This window comes from Polynucleobacter sp. P1-05-14 (assembly GCF_018881675.1).
GTDB lineage: Bacteria > Pseudomonadota > Gammaproteobacteria > Burkholderiales > Burkholderiaceae > Polynucleobacter.
In genome coordinates, this window is sequence record NZ_JACVPV010000001.1 from 18213 (window position 1) to 34764 (window position 16552).

Consider the following 16552-nt stretch of genomic DNA (forward strand, 5'->3'; position numbering starts at 1 on the left):
TGGTGCGCTTAGCGCTGACCTACTAATTCTTTAGCGCGCTTCTTCATTTTTTGTGAAATACGAGTTCTTTTGAGTATGGATAAATACTCCACAAACACCTTGCCTTGCAAATGGTCTAACTCGTGCTGCAAACAAACTGCCAATAAACCATCGGCCTCTATTTCAAATTCTTTACCCTCAACATCCAATGCCTTCACTCGAATCTCGGATGGCCTCTCGACTTCGTCATAAAACTCTGGAACAGATAAACAACCTTCGCGCCAAGATTTTGTTTCAGAGCTTGCCCAAACAATTTCTGGGTTGATAAAAACCATCAATTCATTTTGTTCATCAGACACATCAATCACCACAATGCGCTCATGAATATCGACCTGCGTCGCAGCCAAGCCAACGCCGGGAGCGTCATACATAGTGTCTGCCATATCGGCGACAATTTTTTTAATGCGAGCGTCCACTTGCTCCACTGGTTTAGCAACCTTGTGCAAGCGCGGGTCTGGGTAACAAAGGACGGATAACAAAGCCATATAAGAATTATCCAACAGAGCTATCAGTCTGTCCTGATTGCCGCAATTCCCCCAAAGAACAAAATTGATTTATGCAAACTTCGCCGACACCCAATTCCATTCTCCAAGTCAACTGCCAGAGCCCCCATTACCCAAATCGCCTCCATGATTTATATGATCCCCCAGGGTCTCTTTATATCCATGGGGACATTCACCTTCTGAAGAGACCTATGATTGCGATCGTAGGCTCAAGAAACGCCAGCCCTGAAGGTTTAAAAAATGCATGCCTGTTTGCCCAAGCGCTATCGAAAGCGGGCGCCTTGATCGTTTCTGGCCTAGCAAAAGGGGTTGACAGTGCTGCCCATAGGTCTGCCATTGGGCTTGGGCCCAATCACTGCACTGCGGCAATATTAGGAACCGGCATAGATGTTGTCTACCCCCGGCAAAATATCGAACTATCTCGGGCCATCAGCCAGCAGGGCGTATTGGTGTCTGAGTTCCCTCTGGGGTCAGGGCCTAAGGCATGGCACTTTCCTAGAAGAAATCGCATCATTGCCGCTTTAGCGCTTGGCGTCGTTGTAATAGAGGCGGCTGAAAAGTCGGGCTCCCTTATTACTGCTCGCCTGGCCGCAGACCTTGGAAGAGAGGTTTTTGCCCTTCCTGGGCCCATCCACAGCGCAAATTCTGCCGGCTGCCATCTACTTATTCAGCAAGGTGCAAAACTAGCCTTTAGGCCAGATGATGTTCTTGAAGAGCTTTGTTTTTAATTAAAAACTGTCTTTAAATGACTTAAAGGGGGTTTGAACCCAAAACCGGGGTGTATAGGGCCGTCCAAAAGTGGCCAAAAATAGCGGTTTTTGGACTTTTCCCAATTTATCGGTTAATAATAAAAAAGGGTACGCAATTGGCCAAGTCCGATTTTGGTTTAAATTGGCCATCCGTTTTACCAAAAAAACATCATTTCTAGCTCAAATTTAGGCATAACGCGTGGCAACTAAAGCAACTACCAAAAAAAGCAGCCCAAAGACTACCGCTGGGGACCACCCTAAGGCACTTATCATTGCAGAGAAGCCTTCTGTTGCTAATGACATTGCTAAGGCCTTGGGTGGCTTTACAAAGTATGAAGATTATTTTGAGAGCGATGAATTCCTGATCTCTTCTGCGGTTGGCCATTTATTGGAAATTGCCGCCCCCGAAGAATTTGACGTAAAGCGTGGCAAATGGTCATTCGCCAACTTGCCAGTGGTGCCCCCTTATTTTGATTTACGTCCGATTGCAAAAACTGAGTCTCGACTCAAGGTTTTACAAAAGCTCATTAAGCGCAAAGATGTTACCGCCCTCATTAATGCTTGTGACGCAGGACGTGAGGGGGAATTAATTTTCCGCTTGATTGCGCAACACGCAAAGGCGTCGCAATCTATTCAGCGCTTATGGTTGCAATCGATGACTCCAGCCGCCATTCGCGAAGGTTTTACCAATTTACGCAGCGATGAAGATATGAAGCCCCTTGCTGATGCAGCTCGTTGTCGCTCAGAGGCAGACTGGTTGGTCGGCATCAATGGCACCCGCGCAATGACTGCCTTTAATAGTAAGAGCGGCGGCTTCTTCTTAACGACAGTGGGTCGCGTACAGACCCCAACACTTTCTATTGTGGTCGAGCGGGAAGAGCTCATTCGTAAGTTCATCTCTAAAGATTACTGGGAAGTGAAGGCTGAATTTATCGCTGCTGCTGGCGTATACGAAGGTCGCTGGTTTGACCCGAAATTTAAAAAGGATGTTGCAGAGCCAGATGCGCGCGAGAACCGCTTATGGAGTGAAGCCGCAGCTCAAAGTATTGTGGCTGCATGCCGAGGCAAAAAAGCAAATGTCACTGAAGAAGCTAAGCCCGCTACACAGCTTGCTCCTCAACTATTTGATTTAACCAGCTTGCAACGCGAGGCAAACGCGCGTTTTGGATTCTCTGCAAAAAATACATTGGGTCTTGCACAGGCTTTGTATGAGCGCCACAAAGTATTAACCTATCCACGTACCGACGCAAAAGCGCTTCCCGAAGACTACCTCGATACCGTTAAACAAACCATGGAAAACCTTGCCGAGCATTCGCAAGACTATCGTGCTTTTGCTAAACAAATTTTGAAGGGTGACCCGAAGGATCCTAAGATCAAGTCTGGTTATGGTTGGGTAAAACCAAACAAACGAATTTTTGATAACTCTAAAATTTCTGATCACTTTGCAATCATTCCAACATTAGAAACACCTAAGACTTTAAGCGAGCCAGAAGCCAAGCTCTACGACTTGGTTGTGCGTCGCTTCTTAGCCGTGTTTTATCCTGCCGCAGAGTTCCGCGTGACCACACGCATTACCGAGGCGTCCGGACACCACTTTAAAACCGAAGGTCGTGTGCTTGTAAACCCTGGTTGGCTAACGGTTTATGGCAAATCCAATCAAGCAGACGATGAGCTCGTCCCGGTTCAAGAGGGTGAGGCAGTGCAAACTGAATCTATTGCAGCCGTGCCATTGAAAACCAAGCCTCCAGCACGCTACACAGAATCAACCTTGCTCTCCGCAATGGAAAGCGCGGGTAAGTGGGTTGATGATGATGACATGCGCGAAGCGATGGCCGAAAAGGGATTGGGTACGCCAGCAACTCGAGCCGCCATTATCGAAGGTCTGCTCGCTGAAAAATACATGGTGCGAGAAGCTCGTGAGTTGATTCCAACAGCTAAAGCGTTCCAATTGATGACTTTGTTGCGCGGCTTAGATGTCGAAGAGTTAACCCGCCCAGATCTCACCGGCAGTTGGGAGAACAAACTTTCTCTCATCGAGCAGGGCAAGATGAATCGCGATACTTTCATGCAAGAGATCGCGCAAATGACTCAACGTATCGTCAAGCGCGCTAAAGAATACGATAGCGATACCATTCCAGGCGACTACGCCACCATGACCACGCCATGCCCTCACTGTAAGGGTTCGGTAAAAGAAAACTATCGTCGTTTTGCCTGTGAAAAGTGCGGCTTTACGATCAGCAAAACACCTGGTGGACGCGCATTTGAATACCCTGAAGTTGAAGAGTTGTTGCGAGAAAAAACTATCGGGCCACTGCAAGGCTTCCGCAGCAAAATGGGGCGCCCATTTGCAGCGATTATTAAGCTAAGCGAAATTCCGGAAGACGATAAAGATTATCCGAACGCAGGCTTCAAGCTCGAATTTGATTTTGGTAATACGCAAGATGATGAAACTGAAGCGGTTGATTTCACTGGCCGTTTAGCGCTAGGTGTTTGTCCAAAATGTTCAGGCGCAGTATATGAAGATGGAATGCGTTACGTTTGCGAAAACAATACTGGCCCAAATAAGTCATGCGATTTCAAAACCGGAAAAGTGGTGTTGCAACAAGAGGTGTCACCAGAACAGGTTCAGAAATTGCTGAAAGAGGGTAAGACGGATCTTTTGACCAACTTTAAGTCAAACCGTACTGGGCGTGGCTTTAAGGCCTATTTAGCGCTAGATTCTGCTGGCAAAATTGGTTTTGAATTTGAGGCCAAAGCACCTAAAGCCGAAGGTGCTGCCCCAGCAAAAAAACGGGCAGGCGCTAGTGCGGCGACTAAGTCTGCAGCGAAACCTAAACGAGCAAGTAAAGCAAAGTCATCCTCTAGCAGTTGAGCTGCAATCAGCTTAGCCGATAGAGCGGACCACAAAATTCCTCTCGACCCCAAGGCAGTAGCTAAAAATATTCCTGGGCGCTGTGTAAGCGCGCCGATGATTGGCAAACGATCTCCAGCCACACAACGCACACCAACAAAATCTCCAGACTTCATTAATGAAGAAAGATTGCCCTCTTCGTAATCTACTAAGCGCTTAGCTTGCTCACGATTAAAGTCATCACTCATTTCTCTTGGTGAGAGGTCATCCTCACCCTCATCAAAACTAGAGCCAACAATCCATTGATAGCTACCATCATCAAGCTGCTTGGCGGGCAAACAATATCCATCTCCAGAGATGCCAACTTGGGGTAGTTTTTTGACCCAAAGGTCGCCTTCTTTTACCGTGAAAATGCTCAACTGACCGCGCACAGGCCTTAAGGGCAAACGAATACCGATACTATTCATAAGATCTTTTGCTTCAATGGCGCATGCCACCACAACTTGATTTGCAGTCACAATCAGATTGTTTGAGGCATCAAATAAATGCCACTGATTGCTGATCTCCTCTAAGCGCGCGATGCGCGTGCTCCACACACAAGTTAATCGCTGTTGTTCGTGTAACAACCCCTTGCTTGTTTCATGCAGATTTAAACCGGCGCCACGCGGTAACCAAACACCGCTTTGCTCAATTCCGCAAAACTGTTTAGCCTCTTGAGCATCCATGGCAATAGCCATCTCTTCATCAAGATTCAATGAACGCAGATGCTCTTCTGTTGCAGCACGATCAAAAGTTTTATTTTTTTTGGTCGGCTGAAATATCCCGTGTTGCTGCCACACATTTTTCCAACGTGCCTCTGCTAGTAAAAATGCAAGGTGCGTTAGGCGCAATAAACGAGGGGACCCTTTGCCGATATGTGGATGCGCAATGGCATAAGCATGGCTTGAACAGGCGGTGGCTGGGGAAGGCGCGGCGTCAACAACACAAACGGCTCTACCGCGCTCGAGCAACTCATTTGCAATGGTTGCCCCGCAAATGCCGGCCCCAATCACCACTATTTCATGGTGTTGGGGTTTGGTCATTGATTAAGTCTAGATAAAACGCTTGATATTACTAAAAACTTATGGGGCTTAAGCATTCAAGCGTTGTTCAATCTTGGAACGAGTTTCTTTCATCTCTTTTGGCAAGCGATCACCAAGGTGTTCGAACAATTCTGTGTGCAGCTTAAGCTCATTCTTCCAATCATCAACTCCTACAGTGATAGCTTTGCTGAACTTCTCTACCGAATAGTCCAAACCGCCCCAATGCATATCGTTGTACTCTGGAGTGATGCCGAACGGCGTTTCTTTACCGCTAGCTTTGCCTTCAGCACGATTCAAAATCCAAGAAAGAACGCGCATATTTTCACCGAAGCCTGGCCATACAAACTTGCCATTCTCATCTTTGCGGAACCAGTTCACACAGTAGATCTTCGGCAATACTGCGCCTTCAGCTTCGAGCTTCTTGCCAATATTGAGCCAATGTTGGAAGTAGTCGCTCATGTTGTAACCAGCAAACGCAATCATTGCAAATGGATCACGACGTACAACGCCGATTTGTCCTGTAATGGCTGCAGTAGTTTCGGAGCCTAAGGTTGCAGCCATGTAAACGCCTTCAATCCAATCACGTGCCTCGCTAACCAAAGGCACGGTATTTGAACGACGGCCGCCAAACAAGAAGGCATCAATAGGAACGCCTGCTGGATCATCCCAATTTGGATCAACTGCTGGGTTGTTGGTTGCAGCAACAGTGAAGCGTGAATTTGGATGTGCGGCTTTGCGACCAGCGGCTCCATCAGCAGGAGTCCAGTCCTTGCCTTGCCAGTCGATTAAATGCGCCGGCGGAGTTTCTGTCAAGCCCTCCCACCAAACATCACCATCATCGGTCAAACCAACGTTAGTGAAAATCACATCTTGGTTTAAAGAATCAATACAGTTTTGGTTGGTTTGACGGTTGGTTCCAGGAGCCACACCGAAGTAACCAGACTCTGGATTGATTGCAAACAAACGGGTTTTGCCTGTGACGGGGTCTTTGCGTGGTTTGATCCAAGCAATGTCATCACCAATGGTAGTAACTTTCCATCCCTCGAATCCTTTTGGAGGAATCATCATGGAGAAGTTGGTTTTGCCACACGCAGATGGGAATGCAGCTGCGATGTGATATTTCTTACCTTCGGGTGAGGTTACGCCTAAGATCAACATATGCTCAGCCAACCAACCTTGATCGCGACCCATATTGGATGCAATGCGCAATGCAAAGCATTTTTTACCCAATAATGCGTTACCGCCGTAGCCAGAACCAAAAGACCAAATCTCACGAGTCTCGGGGTAATGAACAATATATTTGTTTTTATTGTTAGGCCATGCAACATCTTTTTCGCCAGCGGCCAGAGGCTTGCCAACCGTATGAATGCAAGGAACAAACTCGCCATCGGCGCCCAACTGATCAATAACCGCTTTGCCCATGCGGGTCATCAGCTTCATATTGATTGCAACATAAGGGCTATCAGACAACTCAACACCAATGTGTGCAATTGGTGAACCGATTGGGCCCATGCAGAATGGCACTACATACATTGTTCTACCGCGCATGCAGCCATCAAACAATGGGTTCAATGTTGCGCGCATTTCGCTTGGCTCTACCCAGTTATTGGTTGGGCCGGCATCTTCTTTCTTTGCTGAACAGATAAAGGTGCGGTCTTCAACACGCGCCACATCTTCAGGATCAGATAATGCTAAAAATGAGTTTTTACGTTTGGCCGGGTTCAGACGCTTAAAGACCCCCGCGCCTACCAACAACTCGCACAACTCATCGTACTCAGCCTGAGAACCATCACACCAGCGAATGGCATTTGGTTTGGTCAAGGCGGCTACTTCGGCAACCCACTCAATTAGACGTTTGTTTTTTACGTAAGCAGGCGCATTCACATTAATCTGGCCGCCAGTAGTTGAAGTCATATGTTTCCCTATGAAGGTTGAATTTTTTAATCCGACAATTTTATCATTTTGGGCAAATTTTTACCCCTACCTACACACAGCACAAACCCTTTACTTGCCAATACAGAACTGGCTGAAGATTTTCCCCAAAAGGTCGTCTGGAAGTAGTTTTCCGGTAATTTCACCCAAGCGTCTTTGGGCCAAAGAGAGCTCTTCTGCAAATAATTCCAGCGAATTGTTGCCATTTGCCGCGAATTCTTCCGATTTTTCAATATGTTCGGCCGCACGCTCTATGCAGTCCAAATGTCTTCTACGAGCCAAAATAGCACCCTCCTGGGGTCCAGCCCAGCCCACAAGCTCCAAAATCTTCTGTTTTAGCCCCTCAATTCCCTCTCCAGTTTTGGCGGAAATCAGCAAAGTTTCACTGGATGCAGTTTTTGATGATTCTTGGAGCAAATCAGCCTTATTCACAAGCTCAAGCACAGCGCATTTAGGTGGTAATTCCCTCAAAATCTGGGTTTTTAGGTCGTCCTGTTGGGGGGCCGACTGAGCATCAGTCAAAAAAATCACTACGTCTGCCAAACGAATGGCATCCCAGGATCTTTCAATGCCCTTTGCCTCCACAACATCAGTTGTTTCGCGCAGACCAGCTGTATCAATAATGTGCATGGGCACGCCGTCAATGGTGATGCTTTCTTTAACCCGGTCTCGGGTTGTCCCAGCAATAGGAGTAACAATGGCCACCTCTTCACCGGCCAAGCGATTAAGCAAAGAGCTTTTCCCCACATTGGGTGCTCCAGCCAACACTAGCTGAATGCCGTCACGCAAAATTTTTCCCTGCTTAGCGCCAGCACGTAAAGCCTGTAACTTTTCTTTAACGGCGGTTAAGCGCTGGCGTGCCTGAGCGTTTTCTAGAAACTCAATTTCTTCTTCTGGGAAATCTAAAGTTGACTCAACCAAAATTCTGAGTTGAGTAATTTCTTCAATGAGATTGTTAATGTCATCAGAAAAAGCACCCTGCAAAGAACGCGCTGCACCGCGAACAGCTGCCTCGCTTTGCGCGTCTATTAAATCTGCAATAGCCTCAGCCTGGGTTAAATCAATCTTGTTGTTGAGATAGGCGCGCAGGGTAAATTCGCCAGGCTCCGCAATGACAAGCCCCTCGTCTTTGCCCAACTCAAGACAGCGCTTCATCACTAGCTCAAGAAGTTGTGGTCCACCATGACACTGAAGCTCTAAAACATCTTCACCCGTAAAAGAGGCTGGTCCAACAAAATAAATTGCAATGAGCTGATCAATGGCTTGGCCATTCTCATCACAGAGTGTTAATAAGTTTGCTTGTCTTGGGGAAAGATTTTTTTGAAACAGGGCGCTCGTCATCGCGCTTAAATTTTTCCCACTAATGCGAATAACTCCGACGCCCGCCTTGCCGGGCGCGGTTGCAACAGCAATGATGGGCAATTTTCTTGTCATCATTGCTGTTTATTTATTACAAGCGAGTTATGCTGCGCTCAAACTACTTAGCGGGCTTTTTTCCAAAAATCCGATTAATCTGCCATTGTTGAGTAATCGACAGGATATTGTTGGTGACCCAATACAACACCAAACCGGCAGGAAAAAAGAAGAACATGATTGAAAAGACGATCGGCATGTACATCATCACCTTCGCCTGAATTGGGTCTGGAGGCGTTGGGTTCAACTTCGTTTGCACAAACATCGAGACAGCCATGACGACTGGCAGAATGTAGTACGGATCAGGCACTGAGAGGTCGTGAATCCACAAAACCCATGGTGCACCGCGCATCTCAACTGATGACAGCAGCACCCAATACAAAGAAATAAACACGGGGATCTGAATCACAACTGGTAAACATCCACCCACCGGGTTAATCTTTTCCTTGCGATACATCTCCATCATGGCTTGATTGAGTTTTTGTGGTTCGCCCTTGTACTGCTCCTTCATAGCCGCCAAGCGTGGCTGAACTTCCTTCATGCGAGCCATAGACTTGTAACTTGCAGCAGACAAGGGGAAGAAAACCAGTTTGATCAAAATGGTTAATAAAATAATAGACCAGCCCCAGTTACCAGCAATATTGTGAATGTGCTCCAGCAACCAAAAAATAGGTTTGGCCAGAATAGTTAGATAGCCATAGTCTTTAAGCAGCTCCAGTCCAGGTGCTATGGTTTCCAACATGCGCTCTTCTTGTGGACCAACAAATAACTGCGCATTAGCGATTAATGTGGTTCCAGCTGGAATTGCGCCTAATTGTGTCTGCATTCCGACTCGGTACAAATCACTATCGATTTTTCCTGAGTAAATATCTCGCGGCAATTTGTCATCTGGAATCCATGCACTAGCGAAGTAGTGTTGAACCATAGCAACCCAGCCAGGCTGTCCGGCCGATATCTGTGCGGGTGCAGTAAATTTATTTTTCTCTATATCTGTAAATGGGACCTTTTTAAACTTATCCCCATCGGTATAAATTGCTGGCCCAGTAAAAGTGCTTGCAGAAAAAGCACCTCCAAAAGGTCCAATTTTTTGCTCCTGGGAGCCGTCTCGCACAATCTCTGTATACAAACTCAGTGGAGCTCCATTTGCTGCCACCTGTGTAACCCGATGCCCAACATAAACATCGTAACTTTGAGGATTCAGGAGAAATGTTTTTTCTAGTTTCACACCGTTACGCTCGGCGGAAAGAACCAAAAACGGTCTACCAGACTCGTCTTTACCTGAGCGGTCAAGCTTAAATGTGCTGGTGTGGTTGGGCAAATCTGCATTACCAACAGCCACCAAACCTGAGCGAGCTACATAGGTGTGGGTAGGTGTATGTTGGAAAATTTCTACTGGTTTTTGATCTGCGGTTAGTTCTTTTAATAATTTCGCACCAACGACGTTTGCGCCCGCAGAGCTTATCTCCAATGAAAGAAGGTCGTTAGACAAAACAAATTTTTCAGCATTCTCGCCTGTTATTGCTTTGGAGTTAGGCGCCTGGGTAATGGGTGTGCCTGCTATTGCCGCCGGGGTATCAACCTTGGGTGGTGTCGCCTTATCGTTTGATGAAGCAACAACAGCTGGAGTTCCACCAAACAAGGATGGTTTTCCCTCATGAACCTGCCAATTGTTGTAGAGCATGAGACCCGACATCGAGAATACTGCCCAAAGAATTGTTTTTTTAAAGTCCATTTATATTCACTTAAGTTGGTGTTTTGTATCTTTTACAGCAGGATCATAACCGCCGTGTGACAAAGGGTTGCAGCGCAAAATACGCCACACCGTAAGACCAAAGCTTTTAATAAATCCGTAGTGACCAAAGCAGTCACATGCATATTGCGAACAGCTCGGCACATACTTACAGTGCATACCTAAATAAGGACTTAAAGCTAGTTGATATATTTTTACCAACTTAATTGCCACATTATTTAAAACTCGCACCTAAAGCAGCCCCGAAATTTGAGAGCGCAAAATTTCTTTTTCTTTATTTCTGAGTCTGCCTCGAGTTTCGCGACCAATTGGTTTTTTGAGCTTAACCACAATATCTTTGTTTAGCTTGCTGGCTTGAGCCGTCCAAACCAATTCGCGAATCATCCGCTTTAGGCGGTTTCGATCAACCGCTCTTTTGGCTAGCTTCTTTGCTACTGCAACCCCCAAGTCAGGTTTAACGCCCTCTTGAGTGGATGCAACATACATACCCCAATACAAACTTGTCTTGGGGCGTGTTTTTAGTAGTTCAGAAATCCTTGCGCTATTCAATGGCTAAATTACACAGCCAAACGCTTGCGGCCTTTTGCACGACGAGCATTTAAAACTGCGCGTCCACTTTTGGTTTTCATACGAATACGGAAACCGTGTGTACGCTTGCGACGAGTTACTGAGGGTTGGTAAGTTCTTTTCATGTTCGATCCCTGGAAAACCAAGTATTTTCCTTGTTGCAGAGCAAAAGGTCAATCGATCTTGATGAATATTTAGGTGTTTTTCTCTATTTTTTGTGAAATTTCTCTCAAATCATTAATTTAAATAGAGATTTTTCTATTATTCACAAGTTATCCACAGCTTTTCCACGTTTTTGTTGCTTGTGGATAACTTTGGAGCATCGCTACAATGGATCCTCCAAAAATATGAGCAACCTACACAATCCTCCCGCCTTGAATTCAATTAGCCCACTGGGGTTCTGGGATGATGCTATAGGCATTTTATCCCGCGAACTGTCGCCCCAACAGTTTAAAACATGGATTCAACCCCTTACTTTATTGTCTTTTATTGAAAGTGATGACTCACTAACAATTGGAGCCCCCAATCGATTTAAGTTGGACTGGACCAAAAAGACCTTTGCAGACCGATTCCAAGAGTTAGCCTCCCAGTATTTTGGGCGCCCCATTAATGTCGGTTTTACGCTTTCTGTAGAGGGTGGCACAACCAATACCGCGCCCTCCATAACAACGGAAGAGCCTATAGAAAAAAATGTTTCTATAGAGGTCCCGGCACCAAACATATCGGTAGAGGAGAGCGCTTTTGAGATTGAGGACCACTCAAAGCTCAACCCAAACCTCACTTTTGAAACATTTGTTACTGGCAAAGCCAATCAACTTGCCAGGGCGGCGTCGATTCAGGTGGCGCATAACCCTGGAACCTCTTACAACCCCATGTTCTTATATGGTGGGGTAGGTCTGGGTAAGACCCATTTAATTCATGCGATTGGTAACCACCTCTTAAAAGAAAAGCCTAACGCCCGAATTCGTTATATCCACGCTGAGCAGTATGTTTCTGATGTGGTTCGTGCCTATCAGCAAAAAGCGTTTGACCGCTTTAAGCGTTACTACCACTCCTTAGACCTTTTGCTAATTGACGACATTCAATTCTTTAGCGGTAAATCCAGGACTCAGGAAGAGTTTTTCTATGCTTTTGAGGCTTTATTAAGCAATAAGGCTCAAGTTATTATTACTAGTGACACCTACCCCAAGGAAATGGCGGGTATCGATGATCGCCTTATTTCCCGTTTTGATTCTGGGCTAACGGTTGCAATTGAGCCCCCAGAACTTGAAATGCGTGTAGCCATTTTGATGAAAAAAGCTATTAGCGAGGGCATCCCCATGAGTGAGGATGTTGCATTCTTTGTGGCAAAACACCTACGCTCAAACGTTCGTGAGTTAGAGGGGGCTTTGAGAAAGATTTTAGCGTTTGTTCGGTTCCACGGTCGTGAAGTAACGATTGAGGTTGCCAGAACAGCCCTAAAAGACCTGCTTTCTATTCAAAACCGGCAAATTTCTGTCGAGAACATTCAGAAGTCGGTTGCTGATTTCTATAGTATCAAGGTCGCAGACATGTATTCCAAGAGGCGCCCAGCCAACATTGCTCGACCCCGTCAAATTGCAATGTTTATGGCTAAAGAGTTGACACAAAAAAGCTTGCCAGAGATTGGTGAATTATTTGGCGGTAGGGACCACACAACAGTCCTTCACGCCGTTCGTAAAATTGCAGATGAGCGAGCACACGATGGGCAGCTAAACCATGAAATTCACGTTATTGAGCAAACTTTAAAAGCGTAGTTTTTTACTTGTGGATAAGGTTGTGGACAACCCTAGGGATAAGTTTGGGGATTAGATGTGGATAAATTGTGGAAAGATTCAGCTTCATGCAAAAATAGGGTGTTGATAAAAAGTTATCCCCTTTTTATGCAGCGCTTATACAAGAGTTTTCCACAGGTTTTTTAGTCTCCAATGTGTTGTTTTGTAAGGGGTTTTTGACTTATCCACGGAATTTCGAACCCTTATTACTATTACTACTAAGATATATACAAGGATTTAAAAGCAATGCAACTCGTTAACACTTCTCGCGATAGCCTACTAAAACCACTTCAGGTTGTTAGTGGAATTGTTGAACGTAGACATACGCTGCCAATTTTGGCAAACCTCTTATTTAAAAAAGTTGGGGAAAAAGTTTCATTCATCTCCACTGATATTGAAATTCAAATTACAACGAACGCTAATTTTGGTGTTGGTACGGAGGATGTAACAACAACCGTTGCCGCCAGAAAACTTCTAGATATATTGCGTGCATTACCAGAAGGCCCGGTATCCTTAAATCTTAAAGATAACAAAATGGTTGTTCAAAGCGGCAAAAGCCGCTTCTCTTTGCAAACACTTTCTGCAACTGAATTTCCAGTAATGCAAAGTGTGGGTGAAGTAACCGCTGCTTGGAAGATGTCACAAAAGAGTTTCCGTCAACTCATTAGCCAAGTACATTTTTCAATGGCTCAACAAGATATTCGCTACTACTTAAACGGGATGTTGTTGGTGGTTGAAGGTAAAGAGGTGGTTGCGGTGGCAACAGATGGCCACCGCCTTGCTTACTCTCAAGTTGAACTGGCAGAGGCCCCATCGGGCTCTGGTCAAAAACAAGAAATTATTATTCCCCGCAAAACAATTTTGGAGTGCCAACATTTACTTGAGGATTCTGATGAATCTTTAGAAATTAGCTTGACAGCTAATCAAGTGAAGTTTGCATTTGGTGATATTGAATTAATTTCGAAATTAGTTGAAGGTAAGTTTCCAGATTTCCAAAGGGTCATTCCAAAGGGTCATAAAAACTCACTCGTAGTTGGTCGTGATGCCCTTCAATCAGCACTCCAGCGTGCCGCTATCTTGACAACAGACAAATTTAAGGGTGTCCGTTTCTCTCTTTCCCCAAACCGCATCACCATTCAATCAACCAATGCTGAGCAGGAAGAAGCTCAAGAAGAGATTGAGACTGACTATGCTGGTGATGCAGTAGAAATTGGATTTAACGTTAGCTACTTGTTGGATGTTTTATCAAACCTAAAGAGCGAAAAGATTCAAATTAGCTTAGGTGATGCAAACAGCAGTGCTGTAATTACTCTGCCTGGCTCAGAGAGTTTTAAGTATGTTGTGATGCCAATGCGTATTTAACTTAGAAAAAAATGACTGAAGAAAAAAAAGTAGTAGAGCAGTACGGCGCTGCATCGATTCAAATCCTAGAGGGTCTTGAGGCTGTTCGTAAACGTCCTGGGATGTATATCGGAGACACATCCGATGGCACGGGTTTGCACCACCTTGTATTTGAGGTTTTGGATAACTCCATTGACGAAGCTTTGGCTGGCTATTGTTCTGAAATCACAGTAGTTATCCAAACTGATAACTCTATTTCTATTGTCGATAATGGTCGTGGTGTCCCAACAGGGATTAAATATGACGATAAGCATGAGCCGAAACGTAGTGCTGCTGAAATTGTCATGACTGAGCTCCATGCTGGTGGTAAGTTCGATCAAAATAGTTATAAAGTTTCTGGCGGCCTTCATGGTGTGGGTGTTAGTTGTGTAAATGCGCTATCCAAATGGTTAAAGTTAACCATTCGTCGTGATGGTAAAGCTCACTACATGGAATTTGCACGCGGCGTTATTCAAAATCGCAATGTTGTTGATGAGAATGGTGTTTTAGTTTCTCCAATTACCGTTACTGGCGACACTGAGTTATCGGGAACTGAAGTTCACTTTTTGGCCGACGAGACAATTTTTGGAAATGTTGAGTTTCATTATGAAATCTTGGTTAAACGTATTCGTGAACTCTCGTTTTTAAATAATGGTGTTCACATCAAACTTATTGACCAACGTAGCGGTCAAGAAGAAGATTTTGCTTTCTCTGGTGGTGTAAAAGGCTTTGTGGAGTACATCAACCAAACTAAAAACGTACTGCACCCTAATATTTTTTATGCTGAGGGTAATCGCCCTTCAGACTTAGGTGGTCAAATTACCGCTGAAGTATCTATGCAGTGGAATGACAGCTTTAGTGAGCAAGTACTTTGCTTTACTAATAACATTCCACAACGGGATGGTGGAACACACTTGACCGGTTTGCGTGCCGCAATGACACGCGTCATTAACAAATACATTGATGAGCATGAAGTTGCTAAGAAAGCAAAAGTAGAAATTTCTGGCGACGATATGCGTGAGGGTTTAGCCTGTGTTTTGTCGGTGAAAGTTCCAGAGCCAAAATTCTCTAGCCAAACAAAAGATAAATTAGTTTCCAGCGAGGTCCGTGGGCCTGTTGAGGAGATTGTTGCTGAGGCCTTAAGTGCATATCTGCAAGAGCGCCCAGCGGATGCCAAGATTCTGTGCGGCAAGATTGTTGACGCTGCCCGCGCTAGAGAGGCGGCACGCAAAGCGCGTGATATGACCAGGCGTAAGGGTGTGTTGGATGGACTTGGTCTGCCCGGCAAGTTAGCCGACTGCCAAGAAAAAGACCCAACGAAGTCTGAACTCTTTATTGTTGAGGGAGACTCTGCGGGGGGCTCTGCGAAACAGGGGCGTGATCGTCGCTTCCAAGCAATTCTTCCTTTAAAAGGAAAAATCCTTAACGTTGAAAAAGCTCGTTTTGACAAAATGCTTGCTAGCCAAGAGGTGGTTACTTTAATTACCGTTCTGGGCACCGGCATCGGGATCGAAGAATATAAAGCAGACAAATTGCGCTATCACCGCATCATCATCATGACCGACGCGGACGTTGACGGTAGCCACATTCGCACCCTGCTATTAACCTTCTTTTATAGACAGATGCCTGAGTTGATCGAGCGTGGCCATATCTATATTGCCCAACCACCCCTTTACAAAGTAAAGTTTGGTAAGAATGAGCAGTACATTAAAGACGACAACGAGCTAAATCAGTTGTTATTAAAAATTGCGCTTGAAACAGCATCCCTACAAACACCATTGGGTGAAATTATTGAGGGTGAGGCGCTCAATGAGTTAGCAAAACACTATCAAGTGATTCAGTCCATTGTTGACCGCTTGTCTCGCACCATTGATGAAGATGCTCTGCGAGCAATTGCTTCAGGAACACCATTAAATTTGGATACAGAAAAATCAGCAAATGAATCTGCTGATCGTTTAAGGCAAGCGCTTGCGGACTCTTTGAACCCTTTAGCTTTGCCACCAGAAATTATTGTTCAAAAAGAAGACCGTACTGAGCGCTTCCGTTTATTGTTATCGCGCCGCATTCATGGGAATCTGAAGCTCTCTTCCATTAATTCTGACTTTGTTCATGGCGATGATTATCAAAGCCTTGCAAATGCCGCAGCTGTTTTATCAGGTAAAGTTGTGGCGGGCTCCAAGGTTCGTCGTGGCGACCCAGACAAAAACCAAAAAGAGCAAACTATTGGCGACTTTAGAGCAGCCTTTGCCTGGTTGTTGTCTGAGGCGGAGCGCGTATTGAGTCGTCAACGCTATAAGGGTCTTGGTGAGATGAACCCTTCGCAGCTATGGGAAACCACGATGGATGCAAGCTCCAGGACACTTTTGCAGGTAAAGATTGAAGATGCAATTGCTGCAGACCAAGTCTTTACTACACTCATGGGGGATGAGGTGGAGCCTCGTCGTGCATTTATTGAAAAAAATGCCCTCATTGCCCGCAACTTAGACGTTTAAT

General features: G+C 45.4%; 12 protein-coding genes and 1 pseudogene. 5 read left to right on the forward strand and 8 right to left on the reverse strand.

The genetic code is table 11. The features are described from left to right. Positions 1–8: 8 nt before the first annotated feature. On the reverse strand, positions 9–524 hold the full coding sequence (gene def / locus ICN37_RS00105) for a peptide deformylase (RefSeq protein WP_215321236.1): 516 nt from the start codon (positions 522–524) through the stop codon (positions 9–11). Between the two features lie 71 nt (positions 525–595). On the opposite strand from def, the gene dprA reads away from it, so the two are divergent. Together dprA and ICN37_RS00115 are read left to right on the forward strand one after the other, a co-directional pair. Continuing rightward, positions 596–1270, forward strand: a complete 675-nt coding sequence (gene dprA / locus ICN37_RS00110) for a DNA-processing protein DprA (RefSeq protein ID WP_215321237.1) — start codon at positions 596–598, stop codon at positions 1268–1270. A 220-nt stretch (positions 1271–1490) separates the two neighbouring features. Beyond that, positions 1491–4163, forward strand: coding sequence for a DNA topoisomerase III (locus tag ICN37_RS00115; protein ID WP_216154271.1), 2673 nt, complete (start codon positions 1491–1493; stop codon positions 4161–4163). Here the strand turns inward: ICN37_RS00115 and mnmC are convergent. From mnmC to rpmH, 7 genes and pseudogenes are all read right to left on the reverse strand, one after another. Continuing rightward, a pseudogene (gene mnmC, locus ICN37_RS11455) lies at positions 4136–5224 on the reverse strand (FAD-dependent 5-carboxymethylaminomethyl-2-thiouridine(34) oxidoreductase MnmC); the annotation flags it as partial. The gene ICN37_RS00115 and the pseudogene mnmC sit on opposite strands and share 28 nt — an antisense overlap. A 48-nt stretch (positions 5225–5272) precedes the next feature. After that, entirely contained in the window at positions 5273–7138 is a 1866-nt protein-coding gene (locus ICN37_RS00120) for a phosphoenolpyruvate carboxykinase (GTP) (protein WP_216154272.1), read from the reverse strand. Positions 7139–7228: 90 nt separating this feature from the next. After that, positions 7229–8590, reverse strand: coding sequence for a tRNA uridine-5-carboxymethylaminomethyl(34) synthesis GTPase MnmE (gene mnmE, locus ICN37_RS00125; protein WP_215322377.1), 1362 nt, complete (start codon positions 8588–8590; stop codon positions 7229–7231). Positions 8591–8633: 43 nt separating this feature from the next. After that, positions 8634–10301, reverse strand: a complete 1668-nt coding sequence (yidC, locus tag ICN37_RS00130; RefSeq protein ID WP_215321240.1) for a membrane protein insertase YidC — start codon at positions 10299–10301, stop codon at positions 8634–8636. Positions 10302–10307: 6 nt separating this feature from the next. After that, positions 10308–10550 carry a membrane protein insertion efficiency factor YidD gene (gene yidD / locus ICN37_RS00135; RefSeq protein ID WP_216154273.1) on the reverse strand — a complete coding sequence of 81 codons (243 nt, stop codon included), beginning with the start codon at positions 10548–10550 and terminating at the stop codon, positions 10308–10310. Then, on the reverse strand, positions 10551–10805 hold the full coding sequence (gene rnpA, locus ICN37_RS00140) for a ribonuclease P protein component (RefSeq protein ID WP_255533260.1): 255 nt from the start codon (positions 10803–10805) through the stop codon (positions 10551–10553). 71 nt (positions 10806–10876) lie between these two features. Further along, positions 10877–11011: a 50S ribosomal protein L34 gene (gene rpmH, locus ICN37_RS00145; protein WP_011903922.1), complete on the reverse strand. Its 135-nt coding sequence runs from the start codon at positions 11009–11011 to the stop codon at positions 10877–10879. 222 nt (positions 11012–11233) lie between these two features. Here rpmH and dnaA point away from each other — a divergent pair, with 222 nt between their 5' ends. The 3 genes from dnaA (at position 11234) to gyrB (ending at position 16551) form a co-directional block, all read left to right on the forward strand. Then, the gene (dnaA, locus tag ICN37_RS00150; RefSeq protein WP_255538421.1) at positions 11234–12661 is read left to right on the forward strand and encodes a chromosomal replication initiator protein DnaA; all 1428 of its coding nucleotides are present in this window, start codon (positions 11234–11236) and stop codon (positions 12659–12661) included. Positions 12662–12925: 264 nt separating this feature from the next. Beyond that, positions 12926–14041: a DNA polymerase III subunit beta gene (gene dnaN, locus ICN37_RS00155; protein ID WP_216154274.1), complete on the forward strand. Its 1116-nt coding sequence runs from the start codon at positions 12926–12928 to the stop codon at positions 14039–14041. Between the two features lie 11 nt (positions 14042–14052). Further along, positions 14053–16551: a DNA topoisomerase (ATP-hydrolyzing) subunit B gene (gene gyrB / locus ICN37_RS00160; protein ID WP_216154275.1), complete on the forward strand. Its 2499-nt coding sequence runs from the start codon at positions 14053–14055 to the stop codon at positions 16549–16551. Position 16552 lies beyond the last annotated feature (1 nt).

What these genes read in the sequence shown, in the direction of transcription:
- def (WP_215321236.1), bottom strand. Translation starts at nt 524, where the DNA reads ATGGCTTTGTTATCCGTCCTTTGTTACCCAGACCCGCGCTTGCACAAG.
- dprA (WP_215321237.1), top strand. Translation starts at nt 596, where the DNA reads ATGCAAACTTCGCCGACACCCAATTCCATTCTCCAAGTCAACTGCCAG.
- ICN37_RS00120 (WP_216154272.1), bottom strand. Translation starts at nt 7,138, where the DNA reads ATGACTTCAACTACTGGCGGCCAGATTAATGTGAATGCGCCTGCTTAC.
- mnmE (WP_215322377.1), bottom strand. Translation starts at nt 8,590, where the DNA reads ATGACAAGAAAATTGCCCATCATTGCTGTTGCAACCGCGCCCGGCAAG.
- yidC (WP_215321240.1), bottom strand. Translation starts at nt 10,301, where the DNA reads ATGGACTTTAAAAAAACAATTCTTTGGGCAGTATTCTCGATGTCGGGT.
- rnpA (WP_255533260.1), bottom strand. Translation starts at nt 10,805, where the DNA reads ATGTATGTTGCATCCACTCAAGAGGGCGTTAAACCTGACTTGGGGGTT.
- rpmH (WP_011903922.1), bottom strand. Translation starts at nt 11,011, where the DNA reads ATGAAAAGAACTTACCAACCCTCAGTAACTCGTCGCAAGCGTACACAC.
- dnaA (WP_255538421.1), top strand. Translation starts at nt 11,234, where the DNA reads ATGAGCAACCTACACAATCCTCCCGCCTTGAATTCAATTAGCCCACTG.
- dnaN (WP_216154274.1), top strand. Translation starts at nt 12,926, where the DNA reads ATGCAACTCGTTAACACTTCTCGCGATAGCCTACTAAAACCACTTCAG.
- gyrB (WP_216154275.1), top strand. Translation starts at nt 14,053, where the DNA reads ATGACTGAAGAAAAAAAAGTAGTAGAGCAGTACGGCGCTGCATCGATT.